Here is a 17,576-nt window from a genome sequence, read left to right as displayed (position 1 = left end):
TAGAATGGAGCCTTTGTATTTGAGGATGCATAATTTCCTCTCTTATGAGGATACAGAGCTTGACTGGCGAATTATCAGGGCTGCCTGTATTCAGGGAGCCAACGGGGCAGGGAAAAGTGCCCTTGCCGATGCGATCCTGTTTGCTCTGTTTGGTGAGACATCAAGGGGAAGGTCAGACGATATTGTTAAGCTCGGTAAAACAGAGATGACCGTTGTATACGATTTTGAGCAGGCAGGGCAGTCCTACAGGGTTGTCAGAAAGAAGACAACCACAGGAAGAGGGAAAAACGTTGTTGAACTTTTTGCCATGGGCAGTAACGGCTCTTCCGGTCAATGGGTGCCTGTTGCTACGGGAGATGAGGCTAAAAAGAGGATACTGCAGATAATAGGAAGAAATTTTAAAACTTTCACTTCGTCATCATTTCTCCTGCAGGGGCAGGGGGAACGGCTTATTACTGCAAAGCCTTCCGAAAGGTACAAGGTAGTGTTTGACATTATGGGCCTTGATATCTACTGCGAGTATAAGAAAAGGCTTGCAAAGCAGAGAAACCAGCTGGAAGGTCAGCTGGAAGTAGTTATGAAGAATATCATGGCGGTCAGCGAGAAGGCTCAGCATCTGAGAGTCTTTCTGAAAGGAAAGGAAGAAGCAGAAAGCCGGCTTAAAGAAGCAACGGGTTGTATAGAAAAACAGGAGGCTGTTCTTGCTGTTAAACGTGCGGATCTTGCGGTTATCTCGAACAAGGTTGCAGAGTTACACAATGTACTGAAGGAAGTTGAAGAGCTTGAAAAACAGAAAGAGAAGTTGATTGTTGAGAAATATGCCCTTGAACATTCATTTGAAAATCTTCCGTCCGGCATTGTGGTGCAGGTGAATCAAAGGCTGGCCGAATTGCCTTCAGACGACTCAGGCTTGCAGCAGGCAATTACCGAACAGGCCGGCATGGAGGCGAAGCTTGAGGGGGTAAGAGAGCTTGAAAAGACATTAAGCGATCTTGTCCAAAGAAAAAACGCACTGCTACAACAGGTTAAGGAGACCGAGGATCACGTAGAGAGGTACAGAAAGATTTTCAGCAACAGGGAGAAGATTCTGCAGCTCCTTGAAGAGGAGAAAGTAGGTAATAAGAGGATACAGGGCTTAAATGTCCAGACAGAAAACCTTCAGAAGGAGGCCGAGCAGATAAATAAAGACCTCCGGAAGGTATCGGATATGGAGACGGCGATAGCCAGGCTTCAAGCATTGCTCAGTAAAAAGGAGAAGGACAGGGAGGCAAGCCTCAAGATAGTCAGGCATAAACTCGTTGCTGCTGAAAAAGAAGCTGGTATGATTGAGCAGACAACCTGTAAGGGTGAAGGGCAGTATGCGGAATGTCCACTCATCAAGAAGGCTGTTGAGTCAAAGCAGAACCTGCCGGGACTTAAAGCTGAGACGGAGGCCCTGAGCAGAAACGTGGAGTATGATGAGACACAAAAGATCCAAGAGATCAGGAAACAGATCGAGTCTCTTGATGAGCCGAAGCTGAAGATAAGGCTTAAAAATATCGAGCAGGAGATGACGGCAGCCAAAGACGAGGTGTCCTCGTTACGGAGACGCCTTGATGTCATTTCCACATGGACAAAGCAGGCCTCGGAGATTGATAACGCTGAAGCTGAAATCAGAAGGGCCGACGCAGCTGTCAAGTCTGCTACTGAAGAACTGGATGGTGTCAAGAAGAAAATAACGGAAATCGAGAGACAGAAGGAAGAACTTCTCCGGCTCAAAACAAGCATAGTAGTGGCTAAAGCAGTTGTTGAGAGACTCAAGACATTCAGTGATGTGAGGAGGCTTCAGGCAGACATCAACAGGTTGAACAAGGAAATCAGCCAGGCAAAAACCAAAGCAGGGGCCCTTGAAGAATTCAGTAAAACCATCCGAGCGCTTGAAACAGAGGTAGAGGCACTAACAGTACAGCTGAAAACCCTGAAAGAGCAGGAACAGGCTGCTCTGAAGGAGATATCACGTCTTGAGGCGGAAGTAATGAAGTGCCGGAGTGCTGAAGCAGAGGGGGAGAAGGCCGGAAAAGAGTCCGAAGACCTTAAGCTTCAGATCAAGGTCTGTGAAATCCTCGAGGAAGCTTACGAAAAGATTCCTTTCTATATACTCGATAACGTTATAGAGATAATGGAGGAAGAGGCCAATAAAGTCCTTGAGGAAATCAGCAGCACCGGCATGAGACTTGAGTTCAAAACGGAAAAATCGAACAAGTCAAACAGTAATGTGAAGGATACTCTCGATATCATCGTCTCGGATATTGCCGGTGAGAGGCCTATTGAGCTCTATTCAGGCGGAGAGAATACAAGGCAGATTCTGGCTATTGCTGTCGGCCTGGCAGAGCTCAGTGCACGAAAGGCCGGAGTTAAAGTTAACACCCTGTTTATTGATGAGCCAGCCGGACTCGATAAGCAGGGCCTTGTTGATTTTGGCCGGATGTTTATCAAACTTGTAGAAGCAGGCATGTTTAAAAAGGGAATCATGATGGCTCATGAAGAAGTCCTGAAGGACATCTTTGAGCAGAAAATCCTTGTGACTAAAGAGGGAACCTGCAGTAGGGTTGAAGTGCTGGTTTAACACTGGTTTGGCAGGAAAGGGGAGGGGAGGTCAACGAACAAGGGGCCTCCCCTTTTGCTGCTCAGAAATGATAAAAGTAATATATAAATGACAGGAATATCCCGTCATGTCTATTCACCGTTAAGGAGGTTTAACCGTGGATATAAGCAGGATTGAATCAATAATTGAGCAGTACGTAAAAAACAGCCCAAACGCTTCTCCGAAACTCTTTCTCGACAAAATCAGAAAAAACCTTATCGTCCTTATGAGCCAGACCGATGAGGCAGAAATACTCGGGAAAATAGACGTATTTGGAGGGGAAAGGGCAGTAGCTTACGATATAGGCAGGGCCATACTGAACTTGTTTGCCCTGGCCCGGAGTCTTGACGTTTCCTTAGCTCCGGAGCTAAATGCCCTGTCAACAAAAATAGAGGGCCAGATTAACGCTACAGTTAGACCTGATAACGGGTCCGCTGCGGCCAAACCTGCTCCAGCTACCATCCCGGATACAACCCAAAAGCCTGCCAGTCAAAGCACAGCGACTCCTTCTGACGACAATTCAGGTTCTGAAGATGGTGTAGCCAAAAGAATAGAGATGTATACCAACGGCATGAATAACGCCAAGGGCAGGGAGGAGATTGCCCAGATATGGAAAGAGGTGGCTGCGGACAAGCTTTTGAAGGGACCAGACAAGGCAAGTCTCCAAGGGGTCAAGGATGAGGCAATAAAACGGTTACAGTAGCAGATTGCATGCATGGTGGTCTTTTTCACAGCAGCAGGACTTCTTCTCCGGGCATTTCTCTGGGCTTAAGGAGTATATCTATCCCTTTGTCTGCCCGCGAAATGGCCTTACAGAGGCTCGTAGAAGGCTGTTTTTCGAGGTTTGGAGGCAGAAGCATTGATGCTGTTGCAGCACAGCTTTCTGATGAAAATAGTTTATATACCGTTACCAAAAGCTGAACCAGATAAATTAGACAGAGTAGGAGGCTTGATGGCGAGAAAACTTCCAGATGTAGATCCTATGTCCTTTCTCCCGGTAAGGTATGAGGACAGGAGATCTCCTGTGTTTTCTAAAGAGTTCGTCCCAGATGTAAAAATTCTGGCTGCAGGGCATCCTGTTAGTTATGACAGCATCGGGGATGTAACGGTTGTAACCTTACGTGACGAAGCCGGATATTTCTATGCAAAATTCTTTAATTTTACGAGATTTCACGAGGTAGTCTTTAGACCTAACGGACGTAAGGTTTACCTTTGGGGGGCTCCCAGGAGAGAGTTTGACCAGTACAGAGGTGAATACTGGAGCTTTTACCACCCCGAGTTTCCAGATGAGACCGGACGGATATACCCTGTCTATAAATGTCCAAAAGGCATAGGACAGAAACGAATGAGAGAGCATGTATGGCATACCGCACAACAGTTAATGGATCATCTCCATGATGAAGTGCCTGTGGAAGTCCTTAAGCAAAGAGGACTCCCCACTATTGCAGATGCGTTAAGACAGATTCACCACCCGTCAGAACTCCCCTCGGAAAAGCCGTTTATGCGGCTTGCTTACAGAGAGCTCTTCGAAATGAAGCAGAAGATCAGAGAATATCCAAGAAATACAGCTCAAAAACTGAACGCCAATCTTGCAGGTTTCTACGAGAAGCTCACGTTTCAGTTAACCAAAGACCAGAAGAACGCAATAGAGGAGGTATCCAAAGACCTTACCTCTGATACGGCAATGAGAAGAATCATTATAGGAGACGTCGGGACCGGCAAGACTGTTGTGGCTCAGGCTGCAGCCTATATTTGCTGTCAGTCCGGTTACAGAACCCTGGTGTTGGCGCCTACCATTGTTTTAGCCGAACAACTTTATGACAAGTTCAGGGAAGTCTTTGGTGAATCTCTGGTAAGTCTTTATACAGGAAGCACCAAGGGTGACCCATCTCTGATCATCGTTGGTACTCATGCCTTAATGTACAGGGAGTTCTCTGCGGTCGGACTGGTGATCCTGGATGAGCAGCACAAGTATGGAGTCATCCAGCGGCAGCAGCTTCTTGGTGATGTTCATGCACTTCAGATGACAGCAACTCCAATACCGAGAACCGTTTCATTGCTTATGCAGGGAGCTGTTGAGTTGTCTGTCCTGAAGCAGGCGCCATACAAGAGGGACGTTCTGACCAAAGTGGTGTCCAAAGAGGAGACTCCCTTTATCATGAAGCACCTGCGTCAGATAATTAACAGCGGGGGGAAGGCGCTGGTTATATTCCCCCTGGTAGAGAAAGATAAGGGAGAATACAAATCAGTTGAAGAAAAGAAGGCCATCTGGGAGAGAATGTTTCCGGACTGTGTTCTGTGGGTTCATGGAAGGCTTGAGGAGAAACAGGATATAGTCAGCGAGTTCAGGAAGAATCCGAAGAAGAAGATCCTTGTTTCCACCTCTATAATTGAAATAGGGATTGACGTTCCGGAGGCTTCCATCCTGGTGGTATCAGGCGCCGAAAGGTTCGGATTGTCCCAGCTTCATCAGTTACGCGGACGAGTTGGTCGCAGAGGCAACAAAGCTTACTGCTATTTCATGTATAAGAAAGACATCGGCAAGGATAAGGTCAAACCCCTGGAAACTATCAACACCGGATTTGAACTTGCTGAACTGGATGCAGACAGAAGAGGGTGGGGGGACGCCTTCGGAACTGCTCAGTCAGGTCATAAGTTCAAATTGCCAGGCATTGAGATCTACAAGAAAGTTATCGAAATGGTGAATGAGGATGTAGAGATTTATAAATCACTTCACAGTAAGGAGGCTGTTGAATGTTCAACAGGATAATACTTATAGGAAATCTTACAAAAGACCCCGAGCTGAGATACACCCCGCAGGGTACCCCTGTAGGGAATATACGTATTGCTGTCAATTCCCGTGTCAGGCAGGGGGATGAGTATAAGGATGAAGTGCTTTTCATAAATGCTGTAACATTCGGCAGGCTGGCTGAAAATATCAACCAGTATCTGGTCAAAGGAAAACGTGTGCTGGTGGAAGGGAGATTGAAAGAAAACGTGTGGGAGCATGAAGGCCAGCAGAAACGTAAATTCGAAGTAGTGGCCAATACTGTGACGTTTCTGCCAAAAGGTAACAGTTCAGGAGAAAATGCTTCAGAAGGTTTTCCTGCACCAGATGAAGGAGCCGAACTGGAGCCGTTCTAAAGTTTGCTGTATTCATAATAATTCCAACGAGAAAGCCCTCTGCAACCGCAGGAGATTGTAGGGGGCTTTTTTTAAAAATTCCAACTTAACAAGGAGAGCTCATGAGTCAGGATAGCGGAATTTTAAAAGTAACAACCTTGCCGTTGATTAAAACTCTTACAGTTATTTTAACCAGGACTGATCTTGTTCCACTTGTACTTGGTCCTGCAGGTGTAGGCAAGAGCAGTATAGGCAGGCAATTGGCAGAGTCCCTGTTCAATAACGTCATGATAGACATCAGACTCGGACAGATGCAGGAGGAGGATCTTATCGGTATTCCGCATATAAAAGAAGGTAGAACCTCCTATGCACTTCCTTTTTTCTGGCCTACAGAAGGTTCTGGCCTCTTGTTTTTTGACGAGCCTAACCGGGCCACAAAAGGCATGCTTCAATGTCTGTTCCAGTTGGTGCTGGATAAACAGTATTTCAATTATGTTTTCCCTAAAGAGTGGAGAATGTTGTTTGCAGGCAACTGGGGTGAGGCTAACTACTTTGTACAGGAACTCGACCCTGCCCTTCGTAACAGGTTTGTAACCATCTACTACACCGGGCCTACTTATGACGAGTGGAAGCAGTGGGCACTGGCGAATGGGATAGCACACGAAATTATAAGTTTTCTCAGTATACACAGGAACCTCCTATTAACAGAGGCAGCGGATGACAAACCCTACCCGACCTGCAGGTCTTGGGAACAGGCGTCTCATATTCTTAAGGCAACGGACGACAAGGAAACAAGAAAGATTGCCTTGTCAGGCGTAATTGGCCTTGAGGCTGCAATTATGCTGCTGAATTACATAGACAAGCAGTATGAGGCGCTTCCAGACCCTTCAGACCTGAAATATGCCGGGAATATCATAGACAGGTGGAGGCGGAAAGGCAAAAACGACAGGATTGCCGCATTTCTGGATACCATTATCGACTACGTGGCTGAAGGTGGGACTTACAGTATTGAGGAGTTTAACAGGTTTGCAGGCAGACTGCCCCGTGATTTCATGTTCTCTCTGTTTAAGGGCCTGCACGAAAACGAAAAAACATGTGATTTTGCAGCAGGTTGTCTTTCTGAAGATGACAGTCTGCTGAATATCCTCAGTAACAGAAAGGCAGCATAAGGAGTTGGTATGTCTACTCCATTAAGAGAAGCTACTGCTTATTCGTTGCAGGACGACATTATGAACCTGCTGAAAAAAGACTATTTTTACGGTCATGTCGTCCTGCAATTAAGACGGGAGGAAAGAAGAGACCTTGAGACAACCATGGCAGTGGGTATTCAGGGGGGACTCACCCTGTATTATAACCCTGCACACCTAATTAAATACGAAGCCCCTCAAAGACTGGCGGATTTGAAACACGAGGTCCTGCATATACTGAACAGACATTTTGCAAGAAGAACTGATCTGAGAAACAACCAGACAATACTGAAGATAACAACTCCGCTCCTGATGGCAGAAGTGCAGAAGATCCCGGATGATTGCTTTAAACGCCTCTACAATTACGCTGCCGACATGGCCATAAACCAGTACATTGCGGATATATCCGAAGATAGCCTGTTCCCCTCTGATTTCAATCTTCCCGATGGACTGTCTACTGAAGAATATTTTGTATCGCTTGTTGAGAACCTGATTAAAGACTCAAAACAGCAATCAACAGACGGTCCAAACAACAACTCTGCCGATAAAGGTGCTGGAGGGACTGGACAGCCCTCCAGTCAGCAGCCTGTTTCAGAAAGATGCTCAGGTAACGGTGACAATCGTTCTGAATGCTGTACCGGGTGTTCCTTGTCATCCAGTATTTGCGGTAACACCAACGGAATCAAAGGAAAACGGTTAGTGGATGACCATTCGATGTGGGATGGCTTTGAAGCAGACAGGGAAACTGCCACTGCACAGACTGTTGTAATCGTTAAGGAATGTCACAAAAGAGGGGTTTTTCCTGGAAGTATGGAGAGTATCGTCAAGGACATTCTTCAGCCTAAAGTAAACTGGAAAGCATTTTTGAGGACGTTCATCAGCTCCTGTAAATCGTGTGATACAGTGAGAACGTGGTCAAGGCTTAACAGGCGGCTTCCGCATGTAATCAAGGGGAAGAAGCGGCACGACAGGTTCAACCTGGTGCTGATTGCTGATACGTCAATGTCTACCTTTCCAGTGCGTGATATGTTTTTGGCAGAAATCACCGGGGTGGCCAGGGAATGCGATACTCTTACTGTGATGGAGGTAGACGCAGCTGTTCAGGCTGTATACGAATTTGATGAAACCAGGCTTAAAAAATCGTTCAAGGGCAATGGTGGCACTGCTTTTACCCCTGCATTTGATTACCTGAAGGATCCTCTTAACCTCTTATCACCTGATGCCGTGATATATCTTACAGACGGCTATGGCGATAATCCACCTCCGTTCAGGAAATGCCCTGTGCTATGGGTGGTCTCACCAGACGGAAGAAAGCCTGTGGCCTGGGGGCATACACTCTTTCTTCCACACTGAAACCCTGGCATCTGCCGAAAAGATCCTGTCTGTATAAAATCCTGATTGATTTCCGGGAGGTTGTATGCGTGTTGAAAATACAAGGGATGGGAAGATCGCCATCCTTTCAAATCCCGCTTTGACAAGGTACGAGGAATATTCGCTTGTAAGTTTGTTCAGGGACAGCAATACGTTCTTTGCTCAATTAATCGGACAGACTAGTCCAAAAAGATTCCTGGGGCCTGGGTATGCAGTTGAGCGTATAAAGATCGACAGTAGAAACAATCTCTATACACTGTGGTTCAAGGACAGGTTCCGGTATAAATTCCCGATCCCTAAAAATACAAGCTGGGCCATTGTTGCACCATGTATTGAGGCTGCAGAGATGATCCTGCAAAAACTGGTTGGTATATACGATAAGGTATTAATGGATGAGTACTTCTCTATCTCAGCACTGGAGGACGAATGTGAGAACTCTGACAGAGTAGCTCTTGTAGTAAGTCAAATGCATCCAGGCAGGAGAAGGAGGAGAAGAAGGAGGGGGGACGATATACTTGAGGAATTTAAAACCGAGCCGAAAAATCCCCTATTCTTTACAGGAGGCATGACAGGTGTTATTGACTGAAGAAGCCACAAGGAAGAAGAAGACAACAGACCCTTTTACTGTTCTTCTTACCAAAGCAGTCTTTACCAGGGGATTCGAAGGGTTAAACGTTCTCGTTATAGGCAAACTGAACGGATGCAGAGTTCTTGCCATGTCTGGGGCCAATGTTCATTACTTTACGGATGTAGACAGAATTCATACACGCTGGAAGCCCATTGACAGGCTCGATGACTACAGGGAATTGCTGCGTGATAAGTTCGACTTTGTAATCTCCAGAGAGTACAACTCCTCCCATCTGGAATTCTGCAACAGCTATGGGGGCTATCTTACTCGGGTACTTGAGATGCCTAAAAATGCCGCGGGCATATTCAACAAAGACTTTCTCTGTGCCTTGCTGGGTAAAGACATGTATGGGCAAGCGGAGTTGAGCGACAGTGAGTTTTCCCGGGAGTTTCAGGAGCGCATCAAACTGTTAATTCCGGTATCTGACGAAAGCATCGAGAGGGTATATCTTCCTAATATAGACAGAATATGCAAGGTGGACGTTCAGGATGCCGTTACTGTTACCCACAAGGGAATACGCTGTTCATCAGAGGCAACTTCAGGTCTTCTAACCCTTTACAACAAGACAATAAACGTATATAACCCTTTGTATACGACTTACACCGGTGTCATAGATGCATACCAGAAGTTTCCGGTTACAGCATTTGTATCTCTTGATAAAAGAATAGAGGTTTTGAAGGAATTCGGGTTTGATGTTAATGTCGAGCCCCAAGCAAAGGTTCTGTCAGAGCGGCAGCATGAAAAATACCGGTATTTGACTACTCCTCTGATGCCGGTGCTTCCTCAGCAGACCCTTGCCTATATAAAGGAAGGAGAGCATACGGCATTAAACGATATTCCCAGACTCGGAATAAATAAAGGACAACGGTATAAGTTGCATGTTGGCTGGAAAAAGAGGAACGACGGAGACGTTAAACGTGGATTCATGACTGTTTCGGTGAATGACCATACTCTCTGGGAAGACGATGACGAAGACATTAAGGATTTCATAAGGGCTTTCGGTCTGCCGGTTGTAAACTCAATAGAGGAACAATACCCGGCAGTGCTGTCAGGATGGAAGAAGAAGGCAGGAAAAATGTTTCCGGAATTCCAGGACTTTCAGCTACAGGACGTTGCCCTTGCCGCTACCAAACCGTCTGTTTACTTTGCCCACGACAGAGGCCTTGGAAAGACCTTTATGTCAGCAGCTTGGGCTAAACTCAGAGGGTATAAAAGGGTCCTTGTTGCCGTACAAAACCAGTATGTTGATAAGTGGCTGCATGAACTGAAGAAGTTCGGATTCAATGTGGAGGCACTCAATGATTGGCCGGCAGTAAGAAAGCTTAAGGAGAAGATCAAGGCCGGGATTAAAAACAACGGCTCTGTTTTCTATATCAGTTCTTTCGAATTTCTCGGCCATGAATCTGATCTGTACCTGGATCCCTGGACCTGTATAGAGTATGGGGACAACAAAGGACTGAAAGCAGTTGTCAGGGAAATCAAATCCAGAAAGTGCCCAAGCTGCGGCAAGACGGTTAAACAGGCACGGAAGGTCTGCCCGTTATGTGGCTCAAGGAACTATACGGGCAGGTACTGCTTTGAGTGTCAAAGACCCACATATACTTACAAAAGGAAACACCCTCTGACTCCTGAGAAATGCCGGTTGATTACTGAAGAAGCAAAGGAGAAGAAGGGTTCATCCGGTACGTATCCGGCATACAAGAAACTGAAAAAACTGTTTTCCTGTGTAATTATTGACGAAGCGCAGCTTGTAAAGAACAAAAACACCCTGAGATCCACAGCTGTGCGGAGTCTGCATGCAAAGGGAAGGCTGCTGGTAACGGCAAACCTGATGAAGAACTATCCTTACGAGCTCTTCTGGCCCGTCTCCTGGCTGCTTGGGTTCAATAATCCCATGTTTCCCTACCAGTACCTGGGAGGTTTTTCATTCTTTGAAAAGCAGTTTGGAACGCAGATAATCAAGGGCTATAAGGCTGACGATTCAGGCCGTTCTGTTCCGGTATGGCGTAAGACTCCCGAGGTCTCAAACCTGACAATACTGTGGAAACTGCTTGCTCCATTTATGGTAAGAAGACTGAAGAATGATGTAAGCGGTACGGTATCAAAGAATATAGAAGCGGTTACCATTGATATGGACGAAGAACAGGAACTGCTTTATCAGGCTGTGCTGAACAGAAAGCTGGAAGAGCTTGCCACAGAACTTGAAAAAGACAATCCTGATGCCAGGATTATCGGCGCAAACCTCTGGTCCCTGAAAGCAGCATCCACAATCCCGGTAGCTGAACGCTACCTTCCTCCTGTCGGCATGGAATACCATGGCGTATGGCCCAAAATCCTCTGGATTGCAGATAAGATCAGGGAGATTCAGGCCAAGGGCGAGAAAGTTCTTGTATTCTCCACGCTTGTAGATATGGCTGATTACGTCAGGAAGACCCTGAACAATCTGGGGATAAAGAATATACACATAAAACAGGGCACTAAAAAGAGATTCGAGATAATCCAGAGGTTCAACACGGATTCCAGTACGGCACTTATCAGTTCCCCTGAACTGATTGGCAGAAGCTATGATATTGACGGGGCTAACAACGTTATCTTTACTGACGTAGGATGGACTCCGGAGGAACACGAGCAGGCCATGGACAGGGCTCACCGGCTTATTTCCAGAAAACCCGTGAAGGTCTATTTCCTTCTCAGCAGGAAGACAATCGACGAGCACATGTTTGAACTGATTGTCCAGAAAGGGGAAGCAATAAAGAACGTGCTGGACAGAAGGGCCATCTACCAGCCTGCTGATGCGATCCAGGAGGCTATCCAGGTACAGGTAGCAAGACGTCTGATGGAGGAAAAACCTGCTGAGATGATTATCAAAAGAAGTTCTTTTACCGCAAAAACCGTTGAAGATAGCCACATATCCTGGCCAGCCATCGAGCCGGTCGTCCATTACCAACAGATAAACCTGTTCTGACTTAATCATATAGGGACGGTTAATGCCGTCCCTTATTATTTTACAGGAGGTTGCAGTGAAGGATATTACACTCCATCGCCTGGCCTACAAGACAAGCGATATAGAAAACCTGATTACTTACAAACATGCCGGAGTAATCAAGGATCTTCCCGTAGTCTATGTCTACGAATATTACGGAAGCAAAAAACAGGCCTTAGAGCGGTTTATGCCTTTGAACAGCTTTGCAATGGCAGAGGTATCAGACGGGCGCTATATTGCATTCCCAATAAATGCAATCTCCAAGGTGAAAAACGTTTTTGAAAAGCTGTTATACCGTGTGGAAAACGGGAAAGTCATTGACATTGACAACGTATGCAGTATCTGTGCTGACAGGATCAGGAACGTTCTGTCGGGCTGCGATAAATGCGAAAGCATTAAAAAGGTTAAACAGCTCTACCCGATGATAATTAAAAACATTAAAGGTAAAACTGTTGTCATTAATAATGCAAAAAAGAAACGGATATACCGGTCAGCATGACACTTTGTTGCACAGGCAATTCCATATAAAAGGAGAGCAACTAATATGGACATTTTCCCTAAACGTAAAAACACCATCGGATATAATGTATCGGTTCTTTTATCAAGCCTTCACGAACTACTGATAGAGAGAGTGAACACTGGTTCACCCCCTAAAACAGAAAAGAAACAATATTCCAAGAAATTACAGATATGCTTTGAGCTGTGTAACGTTACAAGAGGATGGAATATAGAAAATAAGGACCTCTGTATTAAAGGAGCGTTCCTTGCAGAACTCTGGACGAACAGGAACAACCCTGAAGAAAAAGTTGTAGTAGTTTTTGAAAAAAACAGTAACCACGGGAAAGGATGCTTCCCCGTTTTTCATATGCCGGTTACTACTGAAAAAGAAGCTGAATCACTTGCAGAATCAGCTGTGGACAATCTCGTTACGGAGGGATTGGAAGAACTGGCGGCATAAGTTTATCAATATCAATAAGCAAACATGAGTTCATTTATTAAAAACTCCGGAAAGGAGGGAGGATATGGCGAAAGTTATACTCAGAGCAATTTTAGAAAACGTTCCTTACAAAGAGATAGGTAACAGCTCTTTTTCCATCGAGAAAGAGAACATCTACAAAGCCCTGTTATTTGTCCACGGAATCACTATTTCTGACACCTCACACTTTGGGATTCTTGACTACCATCTGGCCGCCCGGTATCCGTACCACTTCAAAAAAGCTTCCATTGCAGTATTAAACAGCAAGGTATACATTGACTGTAAAGACGAGGGAGGAATGGTATATACCGGCTGCAACCTTTCAGCCCCTCATCTTACAGGAATGAGGCTTAATGCTTATGGAGATTATTTTGAAATTCTCCTGGATCACTACATGCCAAATTCCGGATTCTCTGGTAAATGTATAAGCTTAAAGATCAGCAACAAGCTTCCAAAGAAAAATACCGAGATAGCAAAGAAGTTGCAAACATACAGAAAATTGTACTATACAAACAGAGGCACAGCCATTGAATGTTACACTGAGGCAAGATTATGGATGTCATTAAAAAACACTGCTTACACTCGCTGTCCAAATGATTATTTCCACAATGACGCAGAAAAACTTCACTTATCACAGTACAGCCATCATAATGTATATGTATTACAGAAGGAATTCTTCAATAAAACCGGTATTGTGACAGACACTTACAAAATTGTTCTTGAGACCGGCAAGAACTGCAACGGCCAAGACTGTATGGTATCCTTGAATCCACATCCCCTCGATTACGAAATACTTACAAACCTACGTACTGCAGTAAGCTCTGTGATGATACCGGGGCTGATAGTACATGGAGCTTATTACTTACCAACACCAGAGGCAAATCAGTTATTTATAAGATACTCCGCTGTAGATATGCTGCGCGGCAATACAGTAGCTGCCGTATATAACCCCGTAGTTAGAACCGTGATTCCCAATGTCTGCATATATGCCTTTTATGGTGACGAACTCTGTGAGTGGCTCAATGAAAATGATGTTGAAGATATCTACGATATAATCTCGGGAAAATGGGTGAGTGATTACCTGATAAGCCACTTGGTCTCGGCCTCGGAACAGTACTGTACTGGAAGTTCTGACTGTGTCTGTGACATTGAAGGTACTGAACTGAAAGCAAAAGATAAAGGTCAAAACCTGAAAGAGTCTGAAAAAGAAGACACGGGAAAAGAAATTCCCCATCCACCAAAAGCAGAGATTGAAGTGCTTACATTGTTCTAACTGATCCTTTTTGTCCTGTAAGCAGCTATGCATATTGCAGTCCTGCAATGTTAGAGAAACTATTTGCAGATGCTCTTAGCCTCTATTCTTTCTACAGGAAGAATTGAAACAGGAGGAATCAGATTTGACCTGACATCACATTGATAGTAATATATGAAGTATCTTGCATCTCTATTGAGTTGGTATGAATTGGAGAAAGGAAAACCTTGAAAAATCGTAAGCCAAGAGCACGACCAAGGAATTTCAGAAAGAAAAAGAGAAAATCGAGCAGATCTTGCTGGAATTGCTATTATGCTATTAAAGGTGGAGATTTAGGCACCTGGTGTATGAGACCGCAGGGGATAAGTTTTAATATAGAAGAACAAGGATACGTTTGTGATGGCTGGAAACAGGACATTTTAAAATCGGCCCCTCACGAGATTTGTGTACAGATTGAGGGAGATGAAGACCACCAAGACAATGAAGCAGAGCAAGAGTAAAGGTTTTCCTGGTACGATATCCCAGATATTCTCTGGCCAGATGGCTGATAGCCTTTACTCGTTGCCACCGTATCATTTTGTAACGATATTTTTTATTATTGACAAATAGCATAATATGTGGTATTAATTTAGTGAGCTAAAACGGACTTCCACTTCAATTTCCGGCATTTGCTCTTTACCTTCTGGAACTAAGGTTTTATAAATCAACCTCAAGGAACTATTAGGGAAAGGGTTTGAATTAATTTCGTCTCCAGGGTTCTGACTCGTATTCATAGATAAAGGGGGGAATATTTTGCTCACATTCGGACTTATCAATCACCTCTCCTTTCGACTCCAGCAGAACGATGTAACCCCAAAAGGGTTAAACAAATTGGTTAAAATAATGTCCGTATAAGGGGGAGGATGTGTTTAAAACAAAAAGACTACTGGCAGTAATTGTAATGTTTTTATTTGTGGTTATTCTGGGAAGTTGTGGTAGTGGAGGAAAAAGCAGTAATAAAGGCAGAGATGACGGAGGAATAGCTGACGGAAATAGTACCAGTGAGATAAAATCATATGAAACATATACTGAATCTAATGGGATAGCAACGTTCACTTTGCCTGATGGAAGTGTCAAAACACTTCAAGTAGTAGATGAACAAAGCGGGGATCCTATCTTAGGTATTCTGGTAACTCTAACCTTTGATGAAAAAAGAGGATTTTTCTTTATTTCAGGAGATGATGATCATACATTTAGTATAATTAGTACAAACATACCTAATAAGGTAGTGAGTGCTAACATAAGTGGTTCACAATCAGCAAAGAACACCTCTATCCGTGCTGAGGCAAATGAAGAGATGCCAAAAGCTTTTCTCTCAAGGTGGGGACAAGTATTGATAAGGGATGACGGTGAGGATAAAGATAATGAAATACCTGTAGCTCAAGATAAAGTCGAAAGCAGACTTTGGCAATATTTTTTAGACAATAACGTCACGTATAAAGCAACCATCAAAGTAGAGGATCTCTTTCACTTTGGTGAGTTATTAAAGTCAACTCTTAAATTATCAGATGACTATCTTGGAATTATAATGACTACAGGTAAAGCTAGCCTCAGCGCAACTGTAGGGGTTATGCTTTCAACCGCAGATGTCGCTTACCAGGTTGGTAAGTATGCTAAAGAAAAATACTACAAAGATTTAGGTTATGATGGTAATAGTGAAGTTGCCTTATTTAGTTGTCCCGAACGCTGTGGTCATGGCCTATATTATATTATTGTCCCAAAGGATGAACTTCCTAACCCCTTGCGGAACGCCTCAATAAATGGTCGGGTCGTCGACAAAGATACGGGGAGACCTCTTCCAGGTGTAGAAGTTTCTCTTGTTCCTAATCCTGGAGTTGGCGTTATTTGGACTGATGCCGATGGTTATTATCGCTTTTTAAATAATATTCCTGTACCTGGAGATACTGCGGATTATCAACTTACGGTAAAGAGCCTGCAGTATGAGGCTGCGACTTCGGGTAAAATAACTATCGCTGCGAGCGAAGTATGGGTTCAGGATTTTACTCTTACACCATACGATTCATTTGCACAATTCCGTAACTTAGGCATTACAGTTAAAGACGCCTTTAGTGGTAAGCCTCTTGAGGGTGTTTTCGTATCCAGTTACGATACGGATACCAACCGTTATGACGATAGCCAAACAACCTTGTCAAATGGTTTATGCTCTCTTAATCTAAAGGAGGGGGGCCATGACTTAACTGTCTACAAAGATGGTTACGTGATAAATGAAATCAATAATGTTTCGACTTTCGCAGATCGAGATAGTATTTTAGAGGTTTCTATCCAAAGGATTCTTGCGAATCAAGCACCCGAAATAGATTCATTAACAACAAATCCATCATCCAATCCATTATCTTTTGAAACAGGAGTGAGTATAAGTCTATTTTGCTATGCAACAGACCCTGATAACAACAATTTAACCTTTTCGTGGGATAAAACAGGGGGTAATATTCCAGGCTCAGGTCCAATAGTAACATGGACTGCACCTTCCACAGCAGGAACTTATACGATTACCTGCAATGTTTCAGATGGCAAAGGTGGCACTGATTCAAAAAGCGTAGATATTAAGGTTAGTGAACAAACTGAACTTCTTACCATTACACCAACTTCCCTATCACCAGGAACAGTAGGAATTTCATATACTGCCACGAACTTATCAGCTACTGGTGGTAAAGCCCCTTATAGCTGGTCAATACTCAGTGGTAACCTGCCTCCTGGTTTAACCATGAGTACAGGAGGCATAATCAGCGGCACGTCCACAACAGCAGGGACATATACATTCACAGCAAAAGTTACTGACAGCAGTTCGCCACAGCAGGAAGCACAAAAAACTTTTATCATTGTAGTTAACCCACCTGTCACGATACCCCCCACTCCCACCAACACCTCTCCCGGAACCACCTCCAGCCCCGGCCCAATAACAAGCAGCTCAACTGTGAGTTTGAGCTGGTCTGCAGTCAATGGGGCAACATACTACAGCCTGGGAGTGCGCGACATTGCCACAGGTGTACTGATAGTGGATACTTCCGTCAGTGGTTCGTCTTACAGCGCCAGCCTTGAAGCCGGTAGGCAATACCGCTGGAACGTGGCCGCCTGCAATAGTGCCGGTTGCTCCACTTACACAACCCCCCTGTATTTCCAGACACCAGGTACTACTGTTACGATACCTGCCACTCCCACCAACACTTTTCCCGGAATCACCTCCAGTCCCGGCCCGGTAACGAGCAGCTCAACTGTGAGCCTGAGTTGGTCGGCAGTCAGCGGGGCAACATCCTACGGCGTGGGTGTGCGTGATATTGCATCAGGTGTACTGGTGGTTAGCACTTCCGTCAGTGGTTCGTCCTACAGCGCCAGCCTTGATACCGGCAGGCAATACCGCTGGAACGTGGCCGCC

12 protein-coding genes are annotated in these 17,576 nt (G+C 44.8%); all 12 read left to right on the top strand.

Going from position 1 to position 17,576, the window contains the following annotated elements; all coding sequences use genetic code 11:
* Positions 1-4: 4 nt before the first annotated feature.
* Positions 5-2,605, top strand: coding sequence for an SMC family ATPase (locus VST71_06595; GenBank protein ID MEC4685382.1), 2,601 nt, complete (start codon positions 5-7; stop codon positions 2,603-2,605).
* 136 nt (positions 2,606-2,741) lie between these two features.
* Positions 2,742-3,326, top strand: coding sequence for a hypothetical protein (locus VST71_06590; GenBank protein ID MEC4685381.1), 585 nt, complete (start codon positions 2,742-2,744; stop codon positions 3,324-3,326).
* A gap of 249 nt (positions 3,327-3,575) precedes the next feature.
* Positions 3,576-5,393: a DEAD/DEAH box helicase gene (locus VST71_06585; protein ID MEC4685380.1), complete on the top strand. Its 1,818-nt coding sequence runs from the start codon at positions 3,576-3,578 to the stop codon at positions 5,391-5,393.
* Positions 5,378-5,767: a single-stranded DNA-binding protein gene (gene ssb, locus VST71_06580; GenBank protein MEC4685379.1), complete on the top strand. Its 390-nt coding sequence runs from the start codon at positions 5,378-5,380 to the stop codon at positions 5,765-5,767. Before VST71_06585 ends, ssb begins: the two co-directional genes overlap by 16 nt.
* A 101-nt stretch (positions 5,768-5,868) precedes the next feature.
* Entirely contained in the window at positions 5,869-6,915 is a 1,047-nt protein-coding gene (locus tag VST71_06575; GenBank protein MEC4685378.1) for an AAA family ATPase, read from the top strand.
* Positions 6,916-6,924: 9 nt separating this feature from the next.
* On the top strand, positions 6,925-8,286 hold the full coding sequence (locus VST71_06570; GenBank protein MEC4685377.1) for a VWA-like domain-containing protein: 1,362 nt from the start codon (positions 6,925-6,927) through the stop codon (positions 8,284-8,286).
* A 64-nt stretch (positions 8,287-8,350) separates the two neighbouring features.
* Complete coding sequence (locus tag VST71_06565) at positions 8,351-8,890, top strand: hypothetical protein (protein MEC4685376.1); 540 nt, start codon at positions 8,351-8,353, stop codon at positions 8,888-8,890.
* A complete protein-coding gene (locus VST71_06560; protein ID MEC4685375.1) occupies positions 8,877-11,897 on the top strand; it encodes an SNF2-related protein in 3,021 nt (1,006 codons plus the stop codon). The genes VST71_06565 and VST71_06560 overlap by 14 nt, the downstream gene beginning before the upstream one ends.
* A gap of 55 nt (positions 11,898-11,952) precedes the next feature.
* On the top strand, positions 11,953-12,414 hold the full coding sequence (locus VST71_06555; protein ID MEC4685374.1) for a hypothetical protein: 462 nt from the start codon (positions 11,953-11,955) through the stop codon (positions 12,412-12,414).
* Positions 12,415-12,459: 45 nt separating this feature from the next.
* Positions 12,460-12,873: a hypothetical protein gene (locus tag VST71_06550; protein ID MEC4685373.1), complete on the top strand. Its 414-nt coding sequence runs from the start codon at positions 12,460-12,462 to the stop codon at positions 12,871-12,873.
* Between the two features lie 64 nt (positions 12,874-12,937).
* Entirely contained in the window at positions 12,938-14,164 is a 1,227-nt protein-coding gene (locus tag VST71_06545; GenBank protein ID MEC4685372.1) for a hypothetical protein, read from the top strand.
* An 883-nt stretch (positions 14,165-15,047) separates the two neighbouring features.
* A partial coding sequence (locus VST71_06540) for a carboxypeptidase regulatory-like domain-containing protein (protein MEC4685371.1) occupies positions 15,048-17,576 on the top strand: 2,529 nt, incomplete at its 3' end.

It is taken from the genome of Nitrospirota bacterium (genome assembly GCA_035873375.1).
Lineage (GTDB): Bacteria > Nitrospirota > Thermodesulfovibrionia > Thermodesulfovibrionales > JdFR-85 > BMS3Bbin07.
This window is presented reverse-complemented; position numbering and strand designations above follow the sequence as displayed.

Excerpts from the sequence above, each read along its gene's own strand:
- VST71_06575 (MEC4685378.1), top strand. The coding sequence starts at position 5,869 with ATGAGTCAGGATAGCGGAATTTTAAAAGTAACAACCTTGCCGTTGATT.
- VST71_06595 (MEC4685382.1), top strand. The coding sequence starts at position 5 with ATGGAGCCTTTGTATTTGAGGATGCATAATTTCCTCTCTTATGAGGAT.
- VST71_06585 (MEC4685380.1), top strand. The coding sequence starts at position 3,576 with ATGGCGAGAAAACTTCCAGATGTAGATCCTATGTCCTTTCTCCCGGTA.
- VST71_06565 (MEC4685376.1), top strand. The coding sequence starts at position 8,351 with ATGCGTGTTGAAAATACAAGGGATGGGAAGATCGCCATCCTTTCAAAT.
- ssb (MEC4685379.1), top strand. The coding sequence starts at position 5,378 with ATGTTCAACAGGATAATACTTATAGGAAATCTTACAAAAGACCCCGAG.
- VST71_06550 (MEC4685373.1), top strand. The coding sequence starts at position 12,460 with ATGGACATTTTCCCTAAACGTAAAAACACCATCGGATATAATGTATCG.
- VST71_06545 (MEC4685372.1), top strand. The coding sequence starts at position 12,938 with ATGGCGAAAGTTATACTCAGAGCAATTTTAGAAAACGTTCCTTACAAA.
- VST71_06570 (MEC4685377.1), top strand. The coding sequence starts at position 6,925 with ATGTCTACTCCATTAAGAGAAGCTACTGCTTATTCGTTGCAGGACGAC.